The sequence below is a fragment of the Paenibacillus hemerocallicola genome, assembly GCF_006265175.1.
Classification (GTDB): domain Bacteria; phylum Bacillota; class Bacilli; order Paenibacillales; family NBRC-103111; genus Paenibacillus_AB; species Paenibacillus_AB hemerocallicola.
The window spans coordinates 48,848-72,945 of sequence record NZ_VDCQ01000056.1; the positions used below are offsets into that span (position 1 = coordinate 48,848).

The 24,098-nt window shown below is 56.6% G+C and carries 22 protein-coding genes; 15 read left to right on the forward strand and 7 right to left on the reverse strand.

What is annotated here, in order from left to right; all coding sequences use genetic code 11:
• Positions 1-218: 218 nt before the first annotated feature.
• The 3 genes from FE784_RS29830 (at position 219) to FE784_RS29840 (ending at position 5,103) form a co-directional block, all read left to right on the forward strand.
• Positions 219-2,939 carry a winged helix-turn-helix domain-containing protein gene (locus FE784_RS29830; protein WP_139605909.1) on the forward strand — a complete coding sequence of 907 codons (2,721 nt, stop codon included), beginning with the start codon at positions 219-221 and terminating at the stop codon, positions 2,937-2,939.
• 106 nt (positions 2,940-3,045) lie between these two features.
• Positions 3,046-4,275 (forward strand): NAD(P)/FAD-dependent oxidoreductase, encoded by a 1,230-nt coding sequence (locus FE784_RS29835; protein ID WP_139605910.1) that lies wholly within the window; start codon positions 3,046-3,048, stop codon positions 4,273-4,275.
• A gap of 219 nt (positions 4,276-4,494) precedes the next feature.
• Positions 4,495-5,103, forward strand: a complete 609-nt coding sequence (locus tag FE784_RS29840; protein WP_139605911.1) for an SET domain-containing protein — start codon at positions 4,495-4,497, stop codon at positions 5,101-5,103.
• Here FE784_RS29840 and FE784_RS29845 read toward each other — a convergent pair.
• A complete protein-coding gene (locus tag FE784_RS29845) occupies positions 5,067-7,208 on the reverse strand; it encodes an ATP-binding cassette domain-containing protein (protein ID WP_139605912.1) in 2,142 nt (713 codons plus the stop codon). The two genes, FE784_RS29840 and FE784_RS29845, sit on opposite strands and share 37 nt — an antisense overlap.
• A gap of 261 nt (positions 7,209-7,469) precedes the next feature.
• Here FE784_RS29845 and hmpA point away from each other — a divergent pair, with 261 nt between their 5' ends.
• Complete coding sequence (hmpA, locus tag FE784_RS29850; RefSeq protein ID WP_139605913.1) at positions 7,470-8,732, forward strand: NO-inducible flavohemoprotein; 1,263 nt, start codon at positions 7,470-7,472, stop codon at positions 8,730-8,732.
• 8 nt (positions 8,733-8,740) lie between these two features.
• Here the strand turns inward: hmpA and FE784_RS29855 are convergent, their stop codons facing one another.
• Both FE784_RS29855 and FE784_RS29860 read right to left on the reverse strand, forming a co-directional pair.
• On the reverse strand, positions 8,741-9,247 hold the full coding sequence (locus FE784_RS29855; protein ID WP_139605914.1) for a Crp/Fnr family transcriptional regulator: 507 nt from the start codon (positions 9,245-9,247) through the stop codon (positions 8,741-8,743).
• Entirely contained in the window at positions 9,234-10,220 is a 987-nt protein-coding gene (locus FE784_RS29860) for a TRM11 family SAM-dependent methyltransferase (RefSeq protein ID WP_139605915.1), read from the reverse strand. The genes FE784_RS29855 and FE784_RS29860 overlap by 14 nt, the downstream gene beginning before the upstream one ends.
• Before the next feature lie 86 nt (positions 10,221-10,306).
• Between FE784_RS29860 and FE784_RS29865 the strand changes: the two genes are divergently transcribed.
• On the forward strand, positions 10,307-10,624 hold the full coding sequence (locus FE784_RS29865; protein WP_139605916.1) for an MGMT family protein: 318 nt from the start codon (positions 10,307-10,309) through the stop codon (positions 10,622-10,624).
• A gap of 153 nt (positions 10,625-10,777) precedes the next feature.
• Positions 10,778-11,266 carry a class I SAM-dependent methyltransferase gene (locus FE784_RS29870; RefSeq protein WP_246132248.1) on the forward strand — a complete coding sequence of 163 codons (489 nt, stop codon included), beginning with the start codon at positions 10,778-10,780 and terminating at the stop codon, positions 11,264-11,266.
• Positions 11,267-11,288: 22 nt separating this feature from the next.
• On the opposite strand, the gene FE784_RS29875 is transcribed toward FE784_RS29870, so the two are convergent.
• Positions 11,289-12,206, reverse strand: coding sequence for an RNA polymerase sigma-70 factor (locus tag FE784_RS29875; protein WP_139605918.1), 918 nt, complete (start codon positions 12,204-12,206; stop codon positions 11,289-11,291).
• A gap of 48 nt (positions 12,207-12,254) precedes the next feature.
• Positions 12,255-13,583: a phytoene desaturase family protein gene (locus FE784_RS29880; protein WP_139605919.1), complete on the reverse strand. Its 1,329-nt coding sequence runs from the start codon at positions 13,581-13,583 to the stop codon at positions 12,255-12,257.
• 247 nt (positions 13,584-13,830) lie between these two features.
• Between FE784_RS29880 and FE784_RS29885 the strand changes: the two genes are divergently transcribed.
• Both FE784_RS29885 and FE784_RS29890 read left to right on the forward strand, forming a co-directional pair.
• Positions 13,831-14,214, forward strand: coding sequence for a MarR family winged helix-turn-helix transcriptional regulator (locus tag FE784_RS29885; protein ID WP_139605920.1), 384 nt, complete (start codon positions 13,831-13,833; stop codon positions 14,212-14,214).
• A 12-nt stretch (positions 14,215-14,226) separates the two neighbouring features.
• Complete coding sequence (locus tag FE784_RS29890; protein ID WP_139605921.1) at positions 14,227-14,979, forward strand: SDR family NAD(P)-dependent oxidoreductase; 753 nt, start codon at positions 14,227-14,229, stop codon at positions 14,977-14,979.
• A 109-nt stretch (positions 14,980-15,088) separates the two neighbouring features.
• Here FE784_RS29890 and FE784_RS29895 read toward each other — a convergent pair whose 3' ends face one another.
• Positions 15,089-15,742, reverse strand: a complete 654-nt coding sequence (locus FE784_RS29895) for a FecCD family ABC transporter permease (protein WP_139605922.1) — start codon at positions 15,740-15,742, stop codon at positions 15,089-15,091.
• A gap of 216 nt (positions 15,743-15,958) precedes the next feature.
• On the opposite strand from FE784_RS29895, the gene FE784_RS29900 reads away from it, so the two are divergent.
• The 5 genes from FE784_RS29900 to FE784_RS29920 all read left to right on the forward strand — a co-directional run bounded on the left by FE784_RS29900 (position 15,959) and on the right by FE784_RS29920 (position 20,631).
• Positions 15,959-16,666, forward strand: coding sequence for a DNA alkylation repair protein (locus tag FE784_RS29900; protein WP_139605939.1), 708 nt, complete (start codon positions 15,959-15,961; stop codon positions 16,664-16,666).
• 335 nt (positions 16,667-17,001) lie between these two features.
• A complete protein-coding gene (locus tag FE784_RS29905; RefSeq protein ID WP_139605923.1) occupies positions 17,002-18,198 on the forward strand; it encodes a ParM/StbA family protein in 1,197 nt (398 codons plus the stop codon).
• A 34-nt stretch (positions 18,199-18,232) separates the two neighbouring features.
• Entirely contained in the window at positions 18,233-18,601 is a 369-nt protein-coding gene (locus tag FE784_RS29910) for a hypothetical protein (protein ID WP_139605924.1), read from the forward strand.
• Between the two features lie 259 nt (positions 18,602-18,860).
• Complete coding sequence (locus FE784_RS29915) at positions 18,861-19,646, forward strand: helix-turn-helix domain-containing protein (RefSeq protein ID WP_246132249.1); 786 nt, start codon at positions 18,861-18,863, stop codon at positions 19,644-19,646.
• Positions 19,647-19,728: 82 nt separating this feature from the next.
• On the forward strand, positions 19,729-20,631 hold the full coding sequence (locus FE784_RS29920; protein WP_139605925.1) for a hypothetical protein: 903 nt from the start codon (positions 19,729-19,731) through the stop codon (positions 20,629-20,631).
• Between the two features lie 88 nt (positions 20,632-20,719).
• Here FE784_RS29920 and FE784_RS29925 read toward each other — a convergent pair whose 3' ends face one another.
• Entirely contained in the window at positions 20,720-21,625 is a 906-nt protein-coding gene (locus tag FE784_RS29925; protein WP_139605926.1) for a LysR family transcriptional regulator, read from the reverse strand.
• A 136-nt stretch (positions 21,626-21,761) separates the two neighbouring features.
• Here FE784_RS29925 and FE784_RS29930 point away from each other — a divergent pair, with 136 nt between their 5' ends.
• Both FE784_RS29930 and FE784_RS29935 read left to right on the forward strand, forming a co-directional pair.
• Complete coding sequence (locus tag FE784_RS29930) at positions 21,762-22,811, forward strand: 2,3-butanediol dehydrogenase (protein WP_139605927.1); 1,050 nt, start codon at positions 21,762-21,764, stop codon at positions 22,809-22,811.
• A 190-nt stretch (positions 22,812-23,001) separates the two neighbouring features.
• Positions 23,002-23,643: an NAD(P)-dependent oxidoreductase gene (locus tag FE784_RS29935; RefSeq protein ID WP_139605928.1), complete on the forward strand. Its 642-nt coding sequence runs from the start codon at positions 23,002-23,004 to the stop codon at positions 23,641-23,643.
• Positions 23,644-24,098 lie beyond the last annotated feature (455 nt).

The window sequence follows — 24,098 nt, forward strand, 5'->3', positions numbered from 1 at the left end:
ATCATCGTATCCTCGACTAATCGGATTATCCTGTCATTGTGTGCTGTCCGCGAACAGGTTGTTATCGGTTTTACCCCATTATACAAAAAAATGGGGGTCGGGGTAGTTTACCATGCGACGGATTCCCCAGTCTCCACACAAGGAAGAAGCGATAATTCCGTAGAATAAGGATACATAGTGTTTTTATGATCCGGATTTAAGAAAAGAGGGGGCGAATCATGAAAGGGCAGGAAAAGGAAGGGGAAGGTGTGCCGGGCAGGCCGTCGGAACAGCCGGTTCTGCTCGCAACGAAGCTGCACGTACCCGAGAATCCTTTCTACCTTGTCGCGCGGGAGCGGCTGTACGAGAGTATGTCACAAGCGCTGTGCTGCAAGCTGACCTCGGTCATAGCCCCTGCCGGATACGGCAAAACAACGCTGGTGGGCAGCTGGCTGAGGAGTGCGCAAGTCCGCTTCGGCTGGGTATCGCTCGATAAAGGAGAGAATGACCGGCTCCGGTTCTGGACCTATGTGGCGGAAGCGCTTCAATCGTCTCTTCCCGTGTCGGATGAGGTAGTGGAGAATGGTAGGCGGATATCCCCTTATCCGTTTACCGCCGAACGGGCGGCGGCTTGGCTCATTGCTCGAACGGGCGATTCCGGGGAACCGATCGTGCTCGTATTGGATGATTATCACGTGATCGAATCGGAAGAGATCCATTCCGATCTGTCCATGTGGATCGACGGGCTGCCCGCCCATGTGCACGTATGTGTGCTGAGCCGGAAAGACATTCCGTTCCCGTTAGGCGCGATGCGGGCCAAGGGAAGCTTGCATGAGCTGGACATGTCGGAGCTGCGGTTTACGGAAGAAGAAATCGTGTCGTACTGGATGAGACGGACCGGGAAGGAGCCCGACGATTCGCTGCTTCAAGATCTCGCCCGCAGTACGGAAGGGTGGGCGGCCATGCTGCAGCTGTCCGTCCTGTCCCGATCGGGAAGCCGGACGGGGACTCGCCGACCGTTGTCCGGGCGGCACCGGCATGTCGTCGATTATTTGATGGAGGAAGCGTTCGGCAAGCTGGCGGACGAGGTCAAACGATTCCTGGTCTGTACCTCGATATTGGAGCGGATGAACGATTCCTTGTGCCTCGCTGTAACAGACGGGCCGGACTCCCCGGCCATTTTGCCAGAGCTGGAGCGAAGCGGATTGTTTCTGATCGCCCTTGACCAAGAGCGGTGCTGGTATCGGTACCATCATTTGTTCGCCGATTTTCTGCAAAGCCGTCTCCCGTACGACGGGGCTCCGGATGTGTCCCTGCTGCATGGGCGGGCGGCGGCATGGTTCGAAGCCCACGGCTACATGTCGGAAGCGATCCATCATGCGCTGGAGGCGGGGGCGTTCGGTCAAGCGGCAGACTGGCTGGAAGCGCATGCGGCGAATTGGCTGAGACGGAGGGAGACAACCACGCTGCTAAACTGGCTGGACCGGCTGCCGGAAGAAACGGCGGGCAGTCCTCTGCTCATTTTGCTGCGCATATGGACCGAGCTGATGGCCGGTCTGGGCGAACGGGCATTTCCCCGCATCAGCGGGCTGAAAGAGGCGCTCAATCGCTGGGAGGCCGCGGACGAATACGGCCTGTTGACCCGATTCCGCGAGGAGGTACAGATCGTGGACAATGTCTGCGCCGTATGGTCGGGAGACTTCGAACACGCCTTGCGACTGATCAGGCAGCTGGGCGAACGGGACGAATTGCCGGCCGAGCACGTGTCGGTCTTGATCAGTCACGGCATCGAGCTGAACGAGGGAACGGTTCCTTTTATACGCGGGAAATTCGGGTTCAAGGGCCGGATCGGACAAGCGGAAGCGTATCATCGTTCGTACGGGTACTTTCTGGAGAAAAACGGATTGCATGAATTTCCGTTCACAGCCTTTCAGCAGGTCGCTTTGAGCGAGGTGCTGTATGAACGGAATGAGCTGGAAGCCGCCCATGACGCGGCACAACAAGCCGTTCGTCTCGGCTGGACCTTCGGCGTGCTTGGAGCTTACGTACCGGCCACCATTTGCCTGGCCGACGTGCTGTGGGCGGATAGCCGCAAGGAGGAAGCAACGGAGCTCGTCGAGCAAGGGATATGGCGTCTGGAGGGTCGGCATCTGCATACGACCCGTTGGTTCGACAAGCTGACGGCGAAATGGGCCCGCCAACAGATGTCGCTCGGAAATGCCGAGGAGGCGCGTTCCTGGTCGGCCTACTGGCAGGCGAAGTCGATGAACGGATACGGGGCCTTGTCCGATTGCGAGCCGGCGACGCGTTCCGAAATCGGTGCCGCATCCGACTACGAGTGGCTCACTTATATTCGGACGCTCCTTGCACTGGGCGAGCTGGAAGCAGCCGGCGAGTATACGGACAAGCTGCTCCGGGCATCACGCCAATCCGGCAATCTCATGAGCGAGCTGCATGGTCTGCTGCTCGGCGCGGAGATTTATTCGATGCAGCGCCAATCCGGCGAGAGCCACGCTAGGCTGCACGCCGCCTTGCTGCTGGGGGAACGGGAAGGTTATCTGCGTTCGTTTCTGGACGAGAGCCCGTTCATAGTCGAACGGATTGTCGGCATGAACCGTAACGCGGGAGCCAATGAGCCCTTGTACGCCGGAGTCACGCCCGACTACGTCCGTTCGATTTGTTCCGCTGCCGACGTGGCGGCGGTTATCCCGAAGAAGTCTGCCGCCTCGCCCGGCGAAGCGTTCGGGCCCGATGCCCTTACCCCGAGAGAACGGGAGGTGTTGCGGCTGATGGCCCAAGGGCTGACCAATAAAGCCATCGCAGCCGCTCTGGTTGTGACCGAGGGGACCGCGAAGCTGCATCTGCACCGCATCTACGGCAAGCTTCATGCGAGCGGACGGGTCCAAGCGATCCGGGCAGCGGAACAGCTGGGGCTGCTGGACGATTCTACAAGCAGTTAAATGCCGAGGCGAACGACAAATATATATCCTCTCCTATATCGTTCGATAGACGTGTATCCGACCGATAGCGGGTATAATCAGTGCATTCGGTGCAGGAGGGGAAGGAATGAAGAACGAATTTGACGTCATTGTAGTCGGGGCGCGCATTGCCGGATCGTCGCTCGCGTACGAGCTGGGCAAGGCGGGGTATAGCGTGCTGCTGGTCGACCGGGCTCATTTTCCGAGCGATGTGCTGTCTACCCACAATTTCTTTAACAATTCGGTAGCGATGCTGAGGGAGATGGGGGTGCTGGACCGGCTGCTAGCCACGGGCACTCCGACGTACAGGAGGGCGTTCATCCGGATGGAGGACGCCGTGATCGACGGCCGGTTTCCGGAGACGGCCGGCGAGACCGATTGCCTGTGCATTCGCCGCACGTATTTAGATCAAGCTTTGTTCGAGCATGCCGCCGCTCACCCCAACGTAACCGCGCGGGAAGGCTTTCGTGCAACGGGCTTGCTGCGGGAGGGAGATACGGTGGTCGGTATCGGGGGCGTCGGAAGCAACGACGAAGCGGCGGCTTACCGCGCCAAGCTAGTCGTCGGCGCGGACGGCAGACGCTCCAAGGTCCGCGAATGGGCGGGAAGCGCGCGCAAGATGGCGGTGCCGACCGATTTCGCCTCCTATGTCGGATATTTCGAAGGCTTCCGGCAGGAGGGCGAGAGCTGCACGGAATTTTACAAAATCGGCGAATATTTGGCCATCGTATTTCCGACCAGCGACAATTTGCATGTGGTCGGCCTCATGTTCCCGCTCGAATGGAACGATTGGATCAGCCGGTTCAACCGGGACGCCGAAGCCAGCTTTCGGGAGCTTATCGGCAAAGGCTTCGCCGCAACGTCTTTCCCGGAACGGCTGGAGGAGGCGAAGCTAGTTGGCCCGATCAGAGGGCTGCAAGGGTATGACAACGATTGGCATGAAGAGATGGGGCGCGGCTGGGCTCTGACGGGAGACGCGCTTGCCTTCAAGGACCCGGCGGTGGGGCAAGGTCAGCATGATGCGCTGTACGGCGCCCGCGTGCTGACGAAAGTATTGGCCGGGCGCCCCTCCTGGGATTCGCATTGGGAGTCGATGGCGAGCGAATATGCAGGCGAGCTGGAGCGGAAGCTGCTCTCCCGCTACCATATGGCGTGTCAATTTACGAAAAATAGGCCGACCGGACCGGAGCAATCCGCCGCCAATCACTTGATCGCCAGCGTCCCGGAAGCGACCGGCGCTTTCCTCGGCATATACAACCATGCCAATGAGCCGCAGGATTTGGAGCGCGTCATCATGAGCATCATCGGCAAACAATGAAGCCGGGATAAGGGAAGCCTTTCGCTGCCGCTTGAAAAGGCGGGCGCGAAGGGCTTCTCTGGCTTCGATCCGGATCAGATTTGGGGACTAGTATGCGAAGGCGGGGCTTGTCGCGTTTTTTTTGCGTTAGCACAGAAAAAACAGGAAGGAATTGATCGTCGGATCGATAATATATAGGGAAACTGAATGTCATCTTGGATGACGAGGAGTATAACGACGATGATGCATCCGCACACGGAGCTGCGCTTCATTAACGAGCAAATCGGTTTCGGCGTATTTGCTACGCGGTTCATCCCCAAAGGGACTTTAACATGGGCATTGGACGACCTGGATCAAATTCTGGAGCCGGAGGTCGTGGAGGGGCTGGATGAGGACCGGAAGAAGCTGGTGAAAAAGTATTCTTACCGCAATCAGTACGGGATGTTCATTCTGTGCTGGGACAACGGGCGGTTCGTCAACCACAGCTTCCACGCCAACTGCATCGGGACCGCCTACGAGGTGGAAATCGCCGTTCGCGATATATACCCCGGGGAGCAGTTGACTGACGACTACGGATCATTGAATGTGGATGAGCCGTTCGAATGCTTTCCGGAGGAAGGAACCGACCGGACCCGGGTCATGCCGGGCGATTTGCTTCACTATGCGGATGTATGGGATGCTCAGGCGCTGGAAGCTTTCCGGCACTACAACGAAGTAGAGCAGCCGCTCGCCCACCTGATCCGCGAGGAGTTCAAGGATAAGGTGGAGATCGCGGCGACGCTGGGCAAGCTGATCGATTCCATTCGTGTCATTTATTTGGAACGGGACTCGAGAAGCGCGGCCAGATGAGGGGCTTGCTCGATCAAGTCCCGGAAAAACTCGCGCTGCAGCGTAATAAATACGACCGGCGTCAACGTGTGGATCGTAGCCGTACGGGGAATGTTGCGGAGCAACGCGACTTCCCCGAAGAAGTCTCCGTCGGATAATACGGCGACCCGCTTGCTATCGCCGAGCCCGTCCTTCTTCATCACCTCGACCTTTCCCCGTACAATGACGTAAAACTTGTCCCCCGGATCTCCTTCGTGAATAATCGTCCGATCGTTGGCATACGATTCCGTCGCAAAAAAACGGGAAATGTTATGCAAGAAGGCATCGTCCATGTCCGAGAAAATCGGAAACAGCTTAAGCCGCTCCGCCCGAACCTCCACGTGGTACCCGTCATCGCTGAAATCGAACCCGGTCTGCTTCTGCCACGACTGTTTGTAGCGTCCATCCGGGCGCTGCAATAATTGTCGGTGCGAGCCTTGCTCAGCAATTTCCCCTTGGTGCAGCACATAGATACAGTCGGCGTGTTCGGCCGAAGCGAGACGGTGAGTCACCGATATAACGGTCCTCGTGGCGGTTAATCGCTGCAGCGTCTTGTTGATGGCCGCTTCCGTGGCAGGATCGAGCGCCGACGTCGCTTCATCCAGAATCAGGATGGCCGGATTGCGTACGATCGCCCGGGCGATCGCCACACGCTGCCGTTGTCCGCCGGACAGGCGTCCGCCCCGTTCGCCGACATCGGTGTCATAGCCGTCCGGCAAGCTCATAATGAAGTCGTGAATTTCCGCCGAGCGAGCCGCTTCCATCACTTCGTCGTCGGTGGCTTCAGGCTTGCCGAGACGGATGTTCTCCCGAATGGAGGAGCGGAACAGAAAGCTTTCCTGGAAAACGATCCCGATCCGGGAACGGAGCGACTGCAGCGTCGTTTGGCGGATGTCGGTTCCGTCGTACAGAACGGCGCCGTGCTGCGGATCATAGAACCGCATAAGCAAATTGATAATCGTGCTTTTGCCGGAACCGCTGGCTCCGACGAAAGCGGCATACGTTCCCTTCGGAATCGTAAGGCTAATCGCGTTCAGACTGCGCTGCCCGACACTGTAGCCGAACGACACGTCGCGGAATTCAATCGTACGTTCGAAGGGCGGCAGTGGGGCGGCCTGCGCATCATCCGCAACGGACGGCCGTTCATCCAAAAGCTCGCGAATCCGCTGCATCCCCGTGGTCGCTTGAATGAACTGGGGCGCAAGCCAGGTGATCGCCGCTACCAGATAGCTCAGGCTGATCAGAATGGCGCTGAAGGCGAGCAGCGAGCCGATCGAGAGAAACCCGAAGAATGCCAGTATGGATCCGGTGCATATAGTCGTCAGGTTGAGGATCATCGTACCCATGTTGGTCGTGCGGTCGATCAGGAAGTTCGTAAAGCTGGAGCGGGTGGACAAGCTTCTGTAACGGTCCATGCGGTCGTCGAACCGCCGGATGAACAAGGGCTGCAGCCCGAACGCCTTAATGACCGGCTGGGCGCTGACGTTTTCCTGGACGGCGACGGCGATGTCCGCCTGCTCCTCCTTCAGCTTGTAGCTCGCATCGTACGCCTTTTGCCCGAACAGCTTCGGGCCGATGAGGCAAAGCGGCAGCCCGATTACGGCGAGCAGAGCCAACTGCCACTGGAGAACGAAGAGCACAGCCACGTTCAACAGAAGTCCGAGCACGGACAAAATCGCGTAAGGGATCAGCATAATAAAGGCATCGATGGAAATGAGATCGTTATTGAACCGCGACACGATGTCTCCGCCGTTCACCCGGTGGTAATAATCGGCGGACAGGCTTTGCAGCTTTCCGAACATTCGCCGGTAGTAGTCCGTAACGATGCGGGAGCCGAGTCCGGCGAACATGCGGTCGCGGTATATGCCGATCACGACCGAAGCGAGGGCGCCCGTCACCATCAGGCCGAGAATAAGCAGGAGTAGTCCGTACCGGTGCGGGACGATGGCGAAATCGACAATAAATTTGAAGCTGAGCGGCATGAAGGTCTCATAAGCCAGTTCGACAAGAAGGGCGGCCAACAGCAGTGCGGTTCGCAGCTTGTATTGCACAAACGAATTCATGACCGAGCGAACGAAGGAAAGCATGGAGTCCTCCTGCGGCAGATAGTCCGGTTGACGGACGGATTCCCTCTATTTTATCACGAATTTCCATCATGAAGTGATAAAACACCCGAGGAGGCGGGCGATCGCCCGCGTCGCGATGCGCCTTACAAATCCCATACGAAAACCTTGACGGCCGCGAGTCACAAATCGTTGCATTTTGGTGTGATCGCAATCACAAGGGCGATGGCTTCGTCTTGCGTATACTTGGTTCATGCCAACTATTGCGAAAGCGGGGAAACGATTATGCTAAGCGAAAAAACGATCCGGATCATCAAGTCGACGGTGCCCGTGCTGGAAAAGCACGGAACGGAAATTACGACGCGCTTCTACCAAATGCTGTTCGCCAACCATCCGGAGCTGCTGAACGTGTTCAATCACGCCAATCAAAAGCAAGGGAGACAGCAGGCCGCGCTGGCCAATGCCGTATACGCCGCGGCGAAATATATAGACAAGCTGGAAGCCATTTTGCCCGTTGTGAAGCAGATCGCTCATAAGCATCGCAGTCTCGGGGTCCAAGCGGAGCATTATCCGATCGTCGGGCACCATCTGCTTGGCGCGATCCAGGACGTGCTCGGCAGCGCGGCTACGGACGAGATCCTGGAAGCCTGGGCGGAGGCGTATGGACTCATTGCGGATGCCTTCATCGGCGTAGAGCGCGGGCTGTACGAGCAAGCCGAACGTCAAGCGGGCGGCTGGGCCGGATTCAGGAAATTCCGGGTCGATCGGAAGGTGAAGGAGAGCGACGCGATTACTTCCTTCTACCTGGAGGCGGAGGACGGAGAGGCGATTGCGGCGTTCGAGCCGGGGCAATATGTCAGCTTGAAAATGGACATTCCGGGAGAGGGCAACACCCATATTCGCCAATACAGTCTTTCCGATGCCCCCGGCAAGCCGTATTACCGGATATCCGTCAAGCGGGAGGACGGAACGGAGGATCGGGCGGCAGGCAAAGTATCCGTCTATTTGCACGAACGTGTCCGGGAGGGCGACACGCTGCTGCTATCGGCGCCCGCAGGGGAGTTTGTTTTGGAACGGAACGATGAGCGGCCTGTCGTCTTGATCAGCGGAGGAGTCGGACTGACGCCGATGGTCAGCATGCTGAATACGCTCGTAGAGACGCAGCCCGCGCGCCGGGTAACGTTCATTCATGCCGCCCGGAACGGCAGGCTGCATGCGATGAAGGATCATGTCGAGGAGATTGTCCGCAAGCATGAGCATGTACAAGTGTACTGGTGCTATAACGAGCCGGAGGAAGAGGATAACGTGGACAATGCTTTCCATAAACACGGCTACGTCGATCATGCTTGGCTGGAATCGATCGTGTCGGACAAAGACGCCGGTTATTATTTCTGCGGCCCCGTTCCTTTTATGAGGGCAATCAACGGTGCGCTTAAAGCCATGGAAATCCCGGACGCCGATATCCATTATGAATTTTTCGGTCCGGCCGGAAGTCTGGAGCCCGTATCGGAACAAAAACCGGAAGTACTATCCGGGCAAAGGCCGTAACGGCCGTTTCATTCCGAGGCGGATTGCGCCCGCAGCAGCCGATTGACCGTCTCGCGCCGAAGGCCGATGAATTGTCCGATTTCATCCTGAGTCAGAATATCGGTTATCGGTACAGAGGCGATATGGGTTTGAAACCAACCTTGTAGCTTCCGCAGCTTCTCTGCGGGAGCCGCTTCGGTCAACTGGTCGATCCGCTGCTGCATCATTCTCAGCTTGTCCTGCAGCTGCAGCGCGATATCGCGGTATTTCCGGGGATCTTGCTCCAGGCTGCGGTACCATTCCGAAGGAGAGATCGCCTCGATTTCGCTCGTAACCAACGCAACGGCAGTGCCGTAGTAGGGGTTCGGCGAGAGCAGGGAATGGTGCGGAATAAGCTCGTCGGGCACGATCATGTTTACGAGAGTCGAATTGCCGTCCGCATGGAGGCGTACGATTTTGAGAAGACCTTTGTGCAGACGGTAAAGCGGCCCCGACTCCCCTTGGCGGAACAAGGTCTCGCCTTTATGCAAAATCATCCGCAGTATCCCCCGATCTTGTACAAACCGTAATGTGTCTCGAGAACGAGCCCTTCCTCGCAACGCACCGTTCTGCTATGATAAATCCAGCATCCTCGATCATGCCGTCGATCGATTCGATGGAGACAATAACCGCCTTGCGGGCGATTCGGCGTGCGTGCCGCAGGATGAAGAGCTGTTCCTGCGGCGTAATTCTGGATACCAAATTGTACGGCATGTCGACGATGGCTGCATCGTAGTCTTCTGTAATATCGGAAATATTGCCCAGCTCGACAACGCCCGTCAGCCCGAAGTGAGCCAAATTTTCGCGCGCCCCGCGGACGACGAGCGGGTTTATGTCGCGTCCGACGATATCGATTCCCATCGAGAGAGCTTCCACGAGTACCGTCCCGACGCCGCAGCACGGATCGATTGCCCGGATGCCGGATACGCGGGGAACGGCGATATTCGCGATAGCTCTGGCCGTGCGGGCAGGAAGCGCGATGGAATAGCTGCCGGGCTTATTCTTATGACGGAGCCAGACGGATTTATTTTTCGTGCAGGGGCCGAGATACCAGCTTCCGTCCATAGCAGCAACTATGCCGAATACGCGATCGGGATCGCGTACGTCCGCTTTGCCGCGTATATGCGCTCCCACTTGACGCTCGATGGCACGCTGCTCCGCATAATCGGGTTGCAGGGACGCTTCCAGGCCGTTCCGCTTCACGAACATGACCTTGAACGTCGCTCCGTTCAGCTGCAGCTCTTCGGCTTGTTCCGCTATGTCGGCCACGCTTGCGCCTTCGAAGAGAACTTCGATTCGTTCCTTCACGAACGGGCTGCGGCTCGGATCGAGCCGGATATCGCTATGCACGATGTTGGGCGGCGCATCGGCCCCGAACAAGGAGCGCAGCTCCAACCGGCACAAAGAAAGCTCGTCCTCGTGACAAGCGTATGTATATAGAAATCGGGGCGATTGCCGGGAACTGTTCAAAGGATGACCGACCTTTTTTCGTATCGAATGGGGATGCTCATCCAAACAATACTAGCATTTGTCCGCAAAAGCAAAGGGGGAGGCGCATGGAGCCTTACACGCAGCGGGTACTCGAGATTATTAAAGGAATACCGGCGGGCCGCGTCATGACATACGGTCAAATCGCGGGCGAGGCCGGCCACCCGCGTGGAGCGAGGCAGGTCGTAAGGGTGCTGCACGCGATGAGCCGGGCCCACGGACTTCCGTGGCACAGAGTCGTTAACGCCAAAGGGGAAATCGCGATTATGGACGACGAGCTGAGATTCACGCAGACGGCACTGCTGGAGAGCGAGGGCGTTCCTGTCGACGACAGAGGGCGTATCGAGCTGGCAAGCTATCGGTACACGCCGGACTGCGACGGCTGATGGGCCGAATGTTACCAATAGATGAATTCGGTTAGGGAGGCGTGAGTTATCGCCGTCTACGTATATGAGGCCGTACCTGTCGTCCTCGCGGGAATCGTATTTCTGGCGATGGTGTCTATCGTCTACGCGAGCTGGCGGAACGGGATTTCCCCCATGCCCTCGTCGGCCCGGGTACGTACCGCCGTGGCCGAGGAAGTGAATCGGCTCGCCACGTACGGAACGATCGTGGATGCGGGGTCAGGCTGGGGAACGCTCGCCTTCGAGCTGGCGCGACGTTGTCCGGGAAGCCGGATTATCGGTATCGAGAATTCCCCGGTGCCTCTGTGGACAGCCCGGTGTCTTGGCAGGCTCGCCTTCCGCTACAGGCAGGGAGCCGGAATCGCCATGGAGCCTCGCATCCGGTTCATCCGGGGAGACTTGTACGACTACTCTTACGAAGGTGCAGACGTGGTCGTCTGCTACTTGTACCCTGGAGCGATGAAGAGGCTCGGCCCGATTTTGCGCAAGCGGCTGCCCACGGGTGCCCGAGTGATTAGCGTTTGCTTTGCGATGCCCGGCTGGGTGCCGGAGCGGGTCGTCGTTTGCGGCGATGCGCTCCATACGAAGGTCTACGTATATGCTCCCGCAGAGTGCGGGGAATAAAATCTGCAGACTGATGCAAGCTTTATCGGACATTCCCCAGTTTATCCGGGTTCAATACGATATAAATAGCTTCCAGCAGATCGTTCTCCACATGAAAGGAAATGACGGTACTAGGTTCCCCGTCCACGTACGTAACGATTCCGGTTTGCCCGTTGACGACGGACGTCTTGTAGGAGAAGCCGGGAGGAGCTTTCTCCAGAATGCCGGCCAGAAACGGAACGATCCGTTCGGCTCCGAGGATCGGACGAACAGCCGCCCTTACTTTGCCTCCGCCGTCCGAATACAGAGCGGCGTCCTTGGCCAGCAAATTCATCAGCGTGCCGAGATCGCCGGTCGACAGAGCGTGGACGAACCGGTTGACCAGTTGTGCGGTATGCTCGCCAAGCGCTTCAGTCTGCTTGCGCGAGGCCGATCCGGCTTCCTCGTCTACCGGCGGGCGAACGCCGATGCTTCGTTTGGCGCGGTGGAAAATTTGCCGGCAGTTCGTACTGCTCTTGCCGACAATGTCGGCAATTTCGTCGTATTCGTACTGCAGCACCTCCCGCAGCAGGAAGACCGCCCGTTCCACCCAGGACAGCTGCTGCAGAAGCAGCAAGTAAGCGGTCGAGACCGATTCGTTTCGTACGTACGCCTGGAGCGGGTCGTCGCCAAGGTCCGAATCGTCTGCAACGATAGGCTCGGGTAGCCACGGTCCTACATAGAGCTCCCGCTGCTTCTGCGCGGAGCGCAGCCGATCGATGCAGCGGTTGGTGACGATTTTGCACAAATACGATTTTCCGCTGCGGATGCGCTCGGGCTCCGGCGCCGCATTCAAGGATAGAAACGCCTCCTGCACGATATCCTCCGCATCCATGACGCTTCCGAGCATCCGATAAGCAAGGGAAAACAACAACGGTTTGTAAGAGGCATACAACTGTTCTATCGATAACGGAGCTTCCATGATCGGGACACCCCTTTCCACTCCAATTTTCCGAAAGTCGGCCGAGTCTCAGCCGATCTGGACGGCTGAGACGGCCGGATAGCCGGCAGCATGACGTTTTCCTTCCGCCGCCATGTCCTTCAAGATTTGGACCGCCGCGCGTCGCGCACTGGCTGCAGCCGCGTCCACAAGCATTTCCCCATGGCTGACCCAGTCTCCGGCGACGTAAAGGCCGCGAACCTCCGGAACCGAAGGGCCGGGCAGCGGGTCGCTTCTACCTATGTGCGCATAGTCATGGACCACGGTAATATTGGGCAGAAACTGCCTCGCCTCCACTTCCCGCTGCCAATCGGGGTGCAGCAGGCTCATCGTCTGCTCCAGCATGCTCTCATCCGCTTTCGGATCGCTTTCGTCCTTGCCGTTGTATTTGATCAGATGCACCACCAGTGTACCATGGTCGCTAAGCTTTGCCACTCTCGAATGATTCGTGAAAAAGACCGGTTGATCGAGACCGATCGCAAAATGGCGGTCTGCGACCGGAAGCCGCTTCAGACTAAGATCGAGGCAAGCGGCCATGACCGGTCGCGCGCTGTCCTTCCACCTCCGCAGCGAGGTTCGCTCCGCGTCCCGGACCAGCCGGTACGTTTCAGCCGGAGCCAACGTACTGATGACATAGTCCGCCTTCACGCTGTCCCCGTCCGCAAACCGGAGACCGCTCACGCCGCCGTCCCGCAAAATTTCGGTGACGTGCTTGCCGTTCATAACGGTGGCGCCGGCGCGAATCGCCTGCTCGCGGAGCTGGTCGACAATCGTTTGCCAGCCTCCGTTCACGTAGAGCACCCCGCTGCCCAGCGAGCGCTGCACTTGCTTCATGACGGGACCTGCCAGCTGATGATCGAGCTCTTTGCTGTAAGTGGCCGTTCGGCATAGCGCGTAAAAAATATGGCGCACCATCGGATCGCGGATTTGCCGCTCGGCCCAGTCCCGCAGGCTGACGCCCGGTATCGCGTCGGCATCGATTTTGCCCAAGCCGAGCATAAACCGGCCGAGCTCCATTTTGCCCGACCACGACAGCAGCCTGGACGAGAGCAGACGGACCGGATCGCCGGGCAGCCGCATCAGCCGGTTTTGCCAAATGGCATATCCGCTCGGACTCGGCGAGCCGCCCTCCAGCTTCACGCCAAGCTCTCCGAGGATGGCATGCATCTCCCCGGCGCGATAAATCGCGTGTCCTCCCAGATTGAAGCAAGCTCCGTTCCTGTTGACCGTCATCGCCCGTCCGCCCATCCGATTCGATTTCTCCAGCACGATTACCGATTTATTCGCTCTGGCCAAATCGATGGCCGCGATCAATCCCGAGACGCCTCCGCCAATAATGGCCGCATCATACGTTTTCATCCTTCATCGCCCTCCGTTGTTGGATTCACATACAAGACGGGGGAGAGTGCGCTGCTGTGACAAATAATGCGAACCAAATCCCGATTATTTTTTGGCAATGGTTGCAGCTTGACTGCCTACTCGGCAATGCTTACAATAAAATTAGTTAAAAGGTATGAACTATTAAATGATGTGAAATAGTTTTGGATGAGGGAGGTGATGGCTGCTGGACAAGAAGGAACGGCTGTCGCAGCTTGTCTCCAGTCAAATGACCCACTTCGTGGTCGGTTACGCCAAAATATTGGAGAACGATTTGACGGCGCCGCAATATTTCATCCTGCAAACGCTGGCGGCCGCGGAGATGCGGAATTGCTCGGAGCTTGCCGGCGCAATGGACGTCACCCTGCCGGCCGTTACGAATTTGACGAATAAACTGGCCCGCAAAGGGTATATTGAACGAATCGTATCCGAAACGGACAGGCGCAACGTCTACTTGCGAATTACGGACAAGGGCAGGGAAGTGGAGGCCCGAATGATAGAAAGGTACAAAGAATTGACGGAAGGCTTGTGGTCGGACTTCTCCGAGAAGGAAATCGATTTGCTGATCGCCTCCTTCGAGAAGATGATCCGAAATTTTCCGATAAAATCTTAGGAGGGCTCGGATATGGGAAGATTGCAGGGGAAAGTCGCTATCGTTACGGGTGCGGCCGGCGGTATGGGAAAGGCGGACGCCCTACTGTTCGCGAAAGAAGGGGCAAAGCTGGCCATTACCGATTTGCAGCAGGACAAGCTGCAGGAGGTCGTGCGGGAAATCAAGCAGAACGGCGGGGAAGCGATAGGGTTTTCCCATAACGTCGCCTCGGAGGAAGATTGGATCCGCGTCGTGGAGGAGACGGTTGCCCATTACGGCAAGATCGACATTCTCGTGAACAATGCCGGCATTTCCAGTGCCATTCCGTTTCTGGAAACAAGCGTCGAGCAATGGGACAAGGTGATGTCCATCAATGTAACCGGCACATTTCTCGGCCAGAAGCACGTCATCCCCCATATGATCAACAACGGCGGAGGGTCGATCGTCAACATTTCGTCGATCGCCGGACTGACCGGCGGCAGCGGAGCGGGGGCTTACACGGCGAGCAAGGGAGCCGTCCGGATGCTTACCAAGGCTACGGCAATCGACTATGCGAAGCACAGCATTCGGGTCAACTCGGTCCATCCGGGCTATATCGCCACGCCGATGACCGTCGATTTGTTCGCCGACGAGGGAATGAAGCAGTGGTTTTTGTCCCAGACGCCGCTGCCTCGTCTCGGCAATCCGGAGGATATCGCGGCCGGCGTCTTGTTCCTGGCCTCCGACGAGTCGTCCTTCATTACGGGAATCGAGCTCCCGATCGACGGCGGCTATTACGCGAAATAAGAGCCGGAATGCGGTCTGAACGCGCTCAAGAACCCCATATTTGCTATTGTCGAGCCTAGGCTCGCAATAGCAAAACGGGGTTCTTTTTTGTCTGACCGATCCCGATCAGTCAGGAGTATGATCTGCGACGTTCCCGGCGCAGCAGGTATACGAAGTACGGAGCGCCGAGGACGGCCGTCATAATGCCGACCGGCACTTCGCGCGGGACGATGAGGATGCGTCCGAGACAGTCGCCCAGCAGCATCAGGTCGGCCCCGACAAGCGAGGCCAGCGGAATGAGCCATCGGGCTCGTGCCCCGACGAGGCTGCGGGCGATATGGGGAGCGATGAGGCCAATGAAGCCGATGGCCCCGACCGCCGACACCGATATGCCGGCCAGCGCCACCGCGAGAAGCAGCAGCCAGAAGCGATGCCGGGTCAAGCTCAGTCCCAACGAAGCCGTCGATTCGTCTCCGAGCTGGAACAGGTCCAGCTTTCGGAAGTTCAGCCAGGCGATGGGCAGCAGCACCGCGATCCACGGCAGAAGCGATATCGCGTCATCCCAGCCTCTGCCCCACAAGCTGCCGGACATCCAGAGCAGCGCCGTATTGATGTCGGTCGGATGGCATAGGCGGTCATCGTCATGCCGGTGTGCTGCTTGAACAGAACGGTATAATGGCCTTCGCTCATGACGGCCCGGCGGACAATCGATCGTGTGCGATGTCTGCCGCGACTCGACCTGTTCGAATGCCGGAATGACCGAGATCAATTGCTGGAGGCTCATAGATTATTATCCTTCCCGACTGGACTTGCGTATTTCTGCCGATAGCAGCCGGCACCGCGCCGACCGCCGTTTCACGATAATATTGACACAGGTCGGCTCGGCTTGAAAGCGGGTGGGGTGGGAACGTTTACCTATTGCCAAAGGGATGATCGATTCCGTCTTTTTCGTGATACAATGTAGTCAAAGACGGACAAGGCATGAGGTGATCGGATGACGATGGTGCTGGACGAAGTCATGGGCAAGCTTGAAAGCATGGGGTCGGAGCAGACGAAGCAAATTTTTCTCCGTCATGGGGCGGCAGAGCCTCTGTTCGGCGTTAAAGTAGGAGATATGAAGAAGCTGGTCAAGGACGTGAAGAAGGATCAGGCGCTCGCGCGGGCGCTTTACGATACGGGTAACAGCGACGCGATGTATTTGGCGGGCTTGACCGTAGATCCGAAGACGGCGACGAAAGAGATGCTGCAGGATTGGGTGCGTAGGACAGGCTGGTATATGCTGGCCGAGTATACGGTAGCGTGGATCGCCGCGGAAAGCCCTTATGCGGTCGAGCTCGCCAAGGAATGGATCGAGTCCCCCGACGAAATGATCGCCACTTGCGGTTGGAGCACCTACGGCAATTATATTACGATTACGGCGGACGCTGATCTCGATATCGATGAAATCCGAGGGCTTTTGCGTCGGGTAGTGTCGACGATCCACGGGGAACGGAACCGGGTCCGTTATAATATGAACGGCTTCGTAATAGCCGTAGGCGCCAGCGTCATCCCGTTGCACGAGGAAGCGACGGACGCGGCGGAGAAGATCGGCAAGGTTGACGTCAACGTCGGCCAAACGGCGTGCAAAGTGCCTCTGGCGACGGAGTATATTCGCAAAATCGAAGAAGCCGGGAAAACCGGCAAGAAGAAAAAGACTTGCATTTGTTGACGGACAAGCAAAGAAGACCATCGGATCGTTCCGGTGGTCTTCATGCGTTATATGGCGCTCATGATGAAGCCTTTGGCTGCCCGCAACGGGTAGGGTACGGGAACGACGGATGCGCGTTTGAGTCCAATCATCGGTTGAATTATCGAAAATGAAGGGGACTCAATTTCAGCAAGTGTTACGAAGTAATATGGTGGAGTACTGTGTCTATTTTCTGTCGCAAAGTCGGTACGGATGAAACAAGAAATGCAAGACGCTACAAAGTATTACCGGATATGACCTCGGTCGGCACTGCCCGGTAATACCGAAAAAATGAACATAAAGGAGGCTTTACTTTTATGCAGTATCATTTTTTCGTAGGAAACGATAACGGGAACAGCGAGCATGACGTATTTATCGACGGCAGGCTGGTCAAGCAGCCGAACGTATATTGCGGGGTGGACAAGCTCCCTTGGAGCGAGGAGCTGCCGCCGGAGAGCTTCATCCGAAATTTGACGGAGCAACTGATCGTGACGATCGATTCGCCTGCCGTCAGGCCCGGCATGTATTATATCGGACAATTCGCTTTGGAGAGCGGAGAGCTGCTGGATACGCTGCAGATCGGGATCGACCAGAAGTGCGACATGGATTTGCCGATCATCAACACGCTGGCGCAAATAGCCGCGGTAGCGGTGCAGAGAGCATTCGAGGAAAGCCAAACGATCCCCGAGCAAATCGAGGTCCATGCCGATATGGCCACGGCGCTCCCGGTTACGCAACATTCCGACGAAACGGCGGCCAAGTTCGAGAGAAGATTTACGGAAGGCTCCCACCACGTTACCGTACATCTGAACAAGCTGCGTGTTGCGGTCAAGGTCGTGTTCGACTACACGAAAGTGATACCCGAGGCGACGCCGGTCATCTTTGCACTCCAAAAGGACGCGGAAGGCAAATGGCGGGAAGGGGACATCTTTCAGGAGTTCGTGGAAACGTACGATTTGGGCAAATCGTTCAACGGCACCTATTTCAAGGACAAGCGGATTTTGCATACCGATATTGGCGACGGGTCGACGGAATATCCGATCACGGAAGGGAACAAGTTTTTGCGCCAATTCGTTCACGGCAGCCATCACGGGGCTGGCTATGCGATCGAGGAAGCGCTCGGGGAGTTCAACCGGCTCGTCCATTTGCCGGATAGCCCGCGGCAGTTTTACAGCGATGTGATCAAAAACCCCAAGCACAAATATTACGCCAGAGCGATACATACGTTAAGCCGGCCGCTTGAAGGACAAGCGAAGCAAATCGTTCATAACATAAGGAAGCAGCTGACGAAGGCGCGCAACGAAATCGATATTATATGCGTGTACGGGGGAGGCAGCATATTAATGCGCTCCATCCTGTACCCGATGCTGAAGGAATTGTGCGACGAGCGCGAGATCCGGCTGCTCTATATACCGCCCCGGCATGCGATTACGCTGAACGCCGAAGGACTGAATGCGTTCGTCCACGGGAAAATATACGAGACGTTGAAAAGCAAGTCGAAAAAGGCCGGCTAAGCGGGACGATCGTTTCCGGTAAGGTGGGACAAGCATGAAAAAACAAAAGCAGCCGGGCGAAAACATCAGCTTGAAGACGAAAAAGAACGAATCCGCCGCCGTTATGGCATGGATTAACGGCCAGACCAATCTGATGGACTCGATTCGGTATTTGATCGAGAACGAAATTCGTCTGAACGGGGTCAGAAACCTGCAGCATTTTATTCCGTCGGACCGGCCTTTGATTGCCGCGACAATTCCGGCTTCGCTGCTCGAGATGGCGGCGGCTTCGGAACAGGCAAGGGATGCAGGTCGACCCGAGGCGGGGAATGATGAAGGGTCTGGGGCGGGTGTCGACAAAGCGGATAGCGCGCCCGGCGAAGCCGACGACATCGACGATGAGGATATAGAATCATGGCTCTAGAGGAGCTTCCTGAGTCATGCCTAGCAGTACAAAGTATTACCGGGTGACGCGAAGTAACATCCAGCGTTCCTTAGTAATACGCGCGGTTGTTGAAGAGGTCCGGTCCGCTATTATCGCGGGCGGGGCCTTTTTTCAATTCAAAGTAGAAAAAACCAACTGCCGGTTGAGGAGCTTAATGACGCCTCGATACCTTATAAGGGGAGAATGGATCTATAATGAATCCGGAAGCGAATATGATCTCCGGAAGAGGTGTTCGACTATGAATTTGGCGATGGAAACGGGCAAGCGAATCTTGGAGCTTCGTCATCGGAAAGGAATGACGCAGGAGCAGCTGGGGCAGCAGCTGCATGTGTCGGGCCAGGCCGTATCCAAATGGGAGAATGGAGATTCTTTGCCCGATACGACCCTACTGGGGAGCTTGGCGGAAACGCTGGAATGCTCGATCGATTATTTGCTTGGCGCAAACAAGAACGGCAGTCTCCGTCGTCTTCTGCCGACGCTCGAAGCCGAATTGCAAGAAATGAAACCCGACGAGAAAATCGATATGGCGTTCAAGCTGTTCCATCTGATTGACAAAAGCTCGATAAAGCGGACATCGTCTTTTAAAGAAGAGGCGATGGCAAGACTTCCCTTTATCCATGCCGGCCCCGACGGAATTACCGTACATTGGCAAGGCAAGTTCCTGTGCAGCGTATCGATCGAGGCTTTAAACGAAACCGAAGCCGTATGGAGCATGGACGATTTGCCGTTCGAGTTGTTTCCCGATGACCGGAAAGCGCTGTTTGCCGTCTTGCTCCAGCATAAAAAGCTGTTCAACTCGGACGCGCCGATCCCGGAAGCCTCCCTTCTCGCCGACTGGCCGGCGGGCGTCGATTTTGAAGAGAGTATGCGTGAATGTCTCGAATCCGGCATTTTGGAAAAAGGCAAAGGAGGTTACCGGCTTGGCATTCGCGCGGAAATCGTCATCCGGCTGCTAGGGGTTCTTCTCCGTTCCGTCGGCAAACCCGGAACCATTTCCCAGAGAAGTTCCAACCCTCCCGCATAATTGCGATATTTTTGTCGCAACTATACATTGTTTTCCATCCCGATCCGATAACTGTAATAGGGTAACGAATGGAGGAGAAGAATTGAGAATCGGAAACGAGGGCTCGGTCAATGGGTTGAATCAGCTCCAGTTCGCGAATAAGGCCCCCAACAGGATGGTCCAGTTTGTCAATGAGCAAGTAGTGTCGGACGGCCGGAAGCTGCAATCGGAGCAGCAGACGGATCTGCGGGCCAAATTGGTGAAAGCCGAAAGAATGGATAGGATCGCAAGCCAAGCGGAGCAGGACAGCTTGATCGATCGCGGCATAAGGGTAATGGAGGGCGTATATTCGGCGTTCAGCAAAAGCATTTCGTCTTCCATCGAGACTATGATCGACCCGATGCTCGAGAAGCTGGCCGAAATGGAGAAGCTCCACGAAGAAGCGGAGGCCGACTCGGAAGAAAAAGAGCTGCTGGGCCGCGATATTGAATGGATGAAGACGCAAATCCAGGAACAAACCGATGCGTTCATGGGCTTTTACGAGGAGTTTTACGGCGGATTCATGAATGGAATTTACGACATGTACAATCAGAAGACCGGAGGGGCGTTCGGCAGCATCGTCGCCGCATTCATGAAGGAAAGAGGATTGGAAGGCTACGATTTCCTGGACCTGTCCGCCAAAGCTCTCGGACTGGACAAGCTGGAAGGCCGGTCGTCCGATATCAAGAAAAAGTTCGATGATGCACTGCAACTTGTAGATCAGTATCAAGCTGCGATGGAGTATGCCCGGAATGAACGTATGTCGTCGAAGAACGGCGGCGACCGGGAAGGCGCGAATCAAGCCAAAGCGATCCTAAAAAGCTATGAACTCGATATGCTGGAGAAAGTGCTCGATACGGTGGAAAACGGGAATTTGGAGCATGCATCCGCCATGCTGCAGTCGATGGGCCGAACGAACGGCGTAGCCGCGCAGTACCGGTCCCCGTTTATTGACGTTCTCGTGTAGTTCAAGGCATGAAAGTGCGCAAGGAATAAGGCATGACAGGAAACGGCCTCCACCCTACGTTGTGGGTGAAAGGCCGTTTCTTTCACATTTACATATAGGCTCGCGTTTCGTGCTTGAAGCGTTCCATCACATATTTGGCCACGGGGGACAACAGTTGCTTCGCCGGCCACACCCAGCCGAAATGGACAGGCTGTTGAATGAAGCGGTCCAGCTCCAACAGCGCATAATCGGCGTTGACATGATGGGAATGCTGGAGAAAGGAAAAATCGTGACCGACCGTCACGGCTATCCCCTCCAGCAGGGCGCTCTGGATCGCGCCCGCGTTGTTCGTTTTGAACAAGACGGATGGCGGACCGAACTGAGCGGTGAAGTCGCGGATGAACCATTCGACGTAATCGTCCTTGTACAGAACTAGTAGCTGCTCCCGAAGCTCCTGGGGAGTTACCGATTTGCGTGCGGCCAAGGGGGAGCGGCGTCCTGCGGCGATCATCAGCTTGCCTTTGTAAAGGCGCTCGAATTTCAGATCCTTCAGAAGCAAAGGCTGGTCCTCCGGCATGGCGACCAGACCGAGATCGAGTTCCCCGGATCGGACGTCGTCCATAACATCGACGGAGCCTTTCTCGCTCATCTCGATATGAACATGAGGGTGGTCCTGCTTCAGCGACGCTACGACCTGCACCAGCGCAATCATTTCGGCCGGAAGCGTTCCGAGCCGCAGCCGTCCCCGCAGCGTGCCGGCCCGATTCTCCGCCTCTTCGCGGATTTCGCGGATAAGCCTCGTCACCTCTTGCGCTTTCTTCAGGATGGCGCGTCCTTCCGGCGTCGGAACGGTTTCGGCGCGGGACCGCACGAACAGCTTGATGCCGAGCTCTTTCTCCAGTCCGGTAATCGCTTGGCTGATCGCGGATTGAGTGACATGCAGGTTCAGGGAGGCGGCAGACAGCGATTTGACTCTGGCGACTTCCACGATATAGGCGAGCTGATCGATGTTCATAGGGATGGATTCCGCCTGTCTTTTTCATTAGATTTACTTAAGTATGGTTCATCAAGTTTAATTTTATTAAAACATAGAGCGGGCTTATAATGAAAGAGAAGCAAGCAAAACTAATAGTCCAGGGAGGTACGATAGGATGAAAGCAGCCGTATGGTATGGTGCGAAAGATGTCCGTATAACGAATGTTCCGGAGCCCGCCGTCCAATCCGGAACCGTCAAGGTCAAGGTCGAGTGGACCGGCATTTGCGGCAGCGATTTGCATGCCTATCATCACGGAATAGGCATTCAGACCGGTACTCTTCATCCGTTATCGGGACAAATGGCTCCCCTTGCGATCGGACACGAGTTTGCCGGAACCGTCGCGGAGCTTGGCGAAGGCGTAACGGGCTTGGTTGTCGGAGACCGGGTTACGATCGAACCGCTTATTTATTGCGGAGCTTGTATATATTGCCGTCAAGGCCGGTACAACCAATGCGAGCAGTTCGGCTTCATCGGATTGAACGCGGACGGCGGCTTCGGCGAATACGTGATCGTAAAGCCGTACATGGTGCACAAGCTGCCGGACAACGTAACGCTGGAAGAAGGGGCGTTGGTGGAGCCGACCGCTGTTGCGTTTCACGCCGTGCGGGAGAGCCGGTTGAAGGTCGGAGGCGATGCAGCCGTATTCGGCGTCGGGCCGATCGGACTGCTGACGATTTTGTCCGCCAAGGCCGCCGGGGCCGCGCAAATTATAGCGGTTGACGTATCCGACGAGCGGCTGGAGAAGGCGCGTCAGGTTGGGGCGACAACAATCATCAATGCGGCCAAGGAAAATGCGGCGGAGAGCATCGTTGCCCTGACCGGAGGCGTGGATGTCGCCTATGAGGCGGCCGGGGCGCAGGCGACTTTCAACGACGCGATATCCGTCATCAAGAAGGGCGGAGAGGTGATGGTGATTGCCGCTTTCGCGAAGCCGGCCACAATCGACCTCATGCAGCTGATGGTCAAGGAGGCGAACGTAACGTCGATTCTCGCGTACCGCCATATTTTCCCCGAAGTGATCTCGCTTATCGCGGCCGGGAAGTTGGACGTCAAACAGGTGATCACGAAAAAAATCGCGCTCGATCGCCTTGTCGAAGACGGCTTGGAGCTGCTGATCCGGGACAAGAGCCAAGCGAAAATATTGACGAAAATACAACCGGAATGATACGGATTGGCCATAACGGGCATAATCGCAACTGTTCGGAAGCAGAGAGAGGTCTGCCTTCCGGGCAGTTTTTTCGTAGGAGCCGGTTATCCGGGGCTATGGAGGAGGCGGGTTGACATTCGGAAAACCTGTAACTATACTGGTTACAGTAGGCGATCGAGTTTTTAAAAAAACAAAGGAGAGATGGGACATGAAAATAGCCGTAATCGGAGCAAACGGAAAAGCGGGAAGCTTGATCGTAAAAGAAGCATGGAGTCGGGGCCACGAAGTAACGGCAATCGTCAGAAATGCTTCGAAGGCGGGAGATAGCGGGGCAGCGGTTATCGAGAAGGACATATTTGCTATTCGGGCGGACGATGTTCGCGGGTTCGACGTGGTGGTGAACGCATTCGGAGCGGCCCCGGGCCAAGAGCATCTTCATGTGGATGCTGGCAAAGCTCTGATCGAAGCTTTGAAGGGAGCGCCCGATACGAGGCTGATCGTCGTAGGCGGTGCCGGCAGTCTGTATGTGGACGAAGCGAAGACGGTTCGTTTGGTGGATACTCCGGAGTTTCCGAAGGAATATTATGCGACGGCCTCCAACCAAGGTCAAAACCTTGCGGACTTGCAGCAATCGAGTGGCATCCGGTGGACGTTCGTCAGCCCGGCCGCGTTTTTCAACCCGGAAGGCAAACGAACGGGTACCTACCGGAAAGGGAAGGACAATCTGCTGCTGAACGACAAAGGGAACAGCTATGTGAGCTACGCGGACTACGCGATCGCGATCGTCGATGAAATCGAACGGCCGGAGCACGTCAATGAACGCTTCACCGTCGTGTCGGAAGCGGAGTAAGCGGGTAGGCGGAGAGGTCTAGATGCCATGTCCGCGTTAAAATGGAAAAAGTACATCTAATGAACTGTATTGCCGCAGCTGCCTTACATTAGCTGGGAAATATCCATCTAATCTGCGTAGCTTGGCTCCAAACCGGCAATTCTCGATCGATTAGATGCACAATTTCCATTTATCTCTTGTTCTGCAGCAGTAAGCGGGCAAATAGATGGAGGTTTTCCATTTCGCTGCTCGAACGGTCATTCACGGATTTCGAGTCGGCGACAAAGATAATGGCATTCTAGCGAAATTGACGCAGGCGGCCGCTTAAGCTTGCGTCTTTTTGGCGTGTTGGCGCAATCGCCCCCGATTGTAGGAAACGAAAGCCGGGACAAAGCAAAAGCCCCGCATCGCGGGGCTGGCGAAAACTTGTCCGGGTGGGCAGGACGGTGAGGCAAGGGGCGCGATGCGCCCGACCC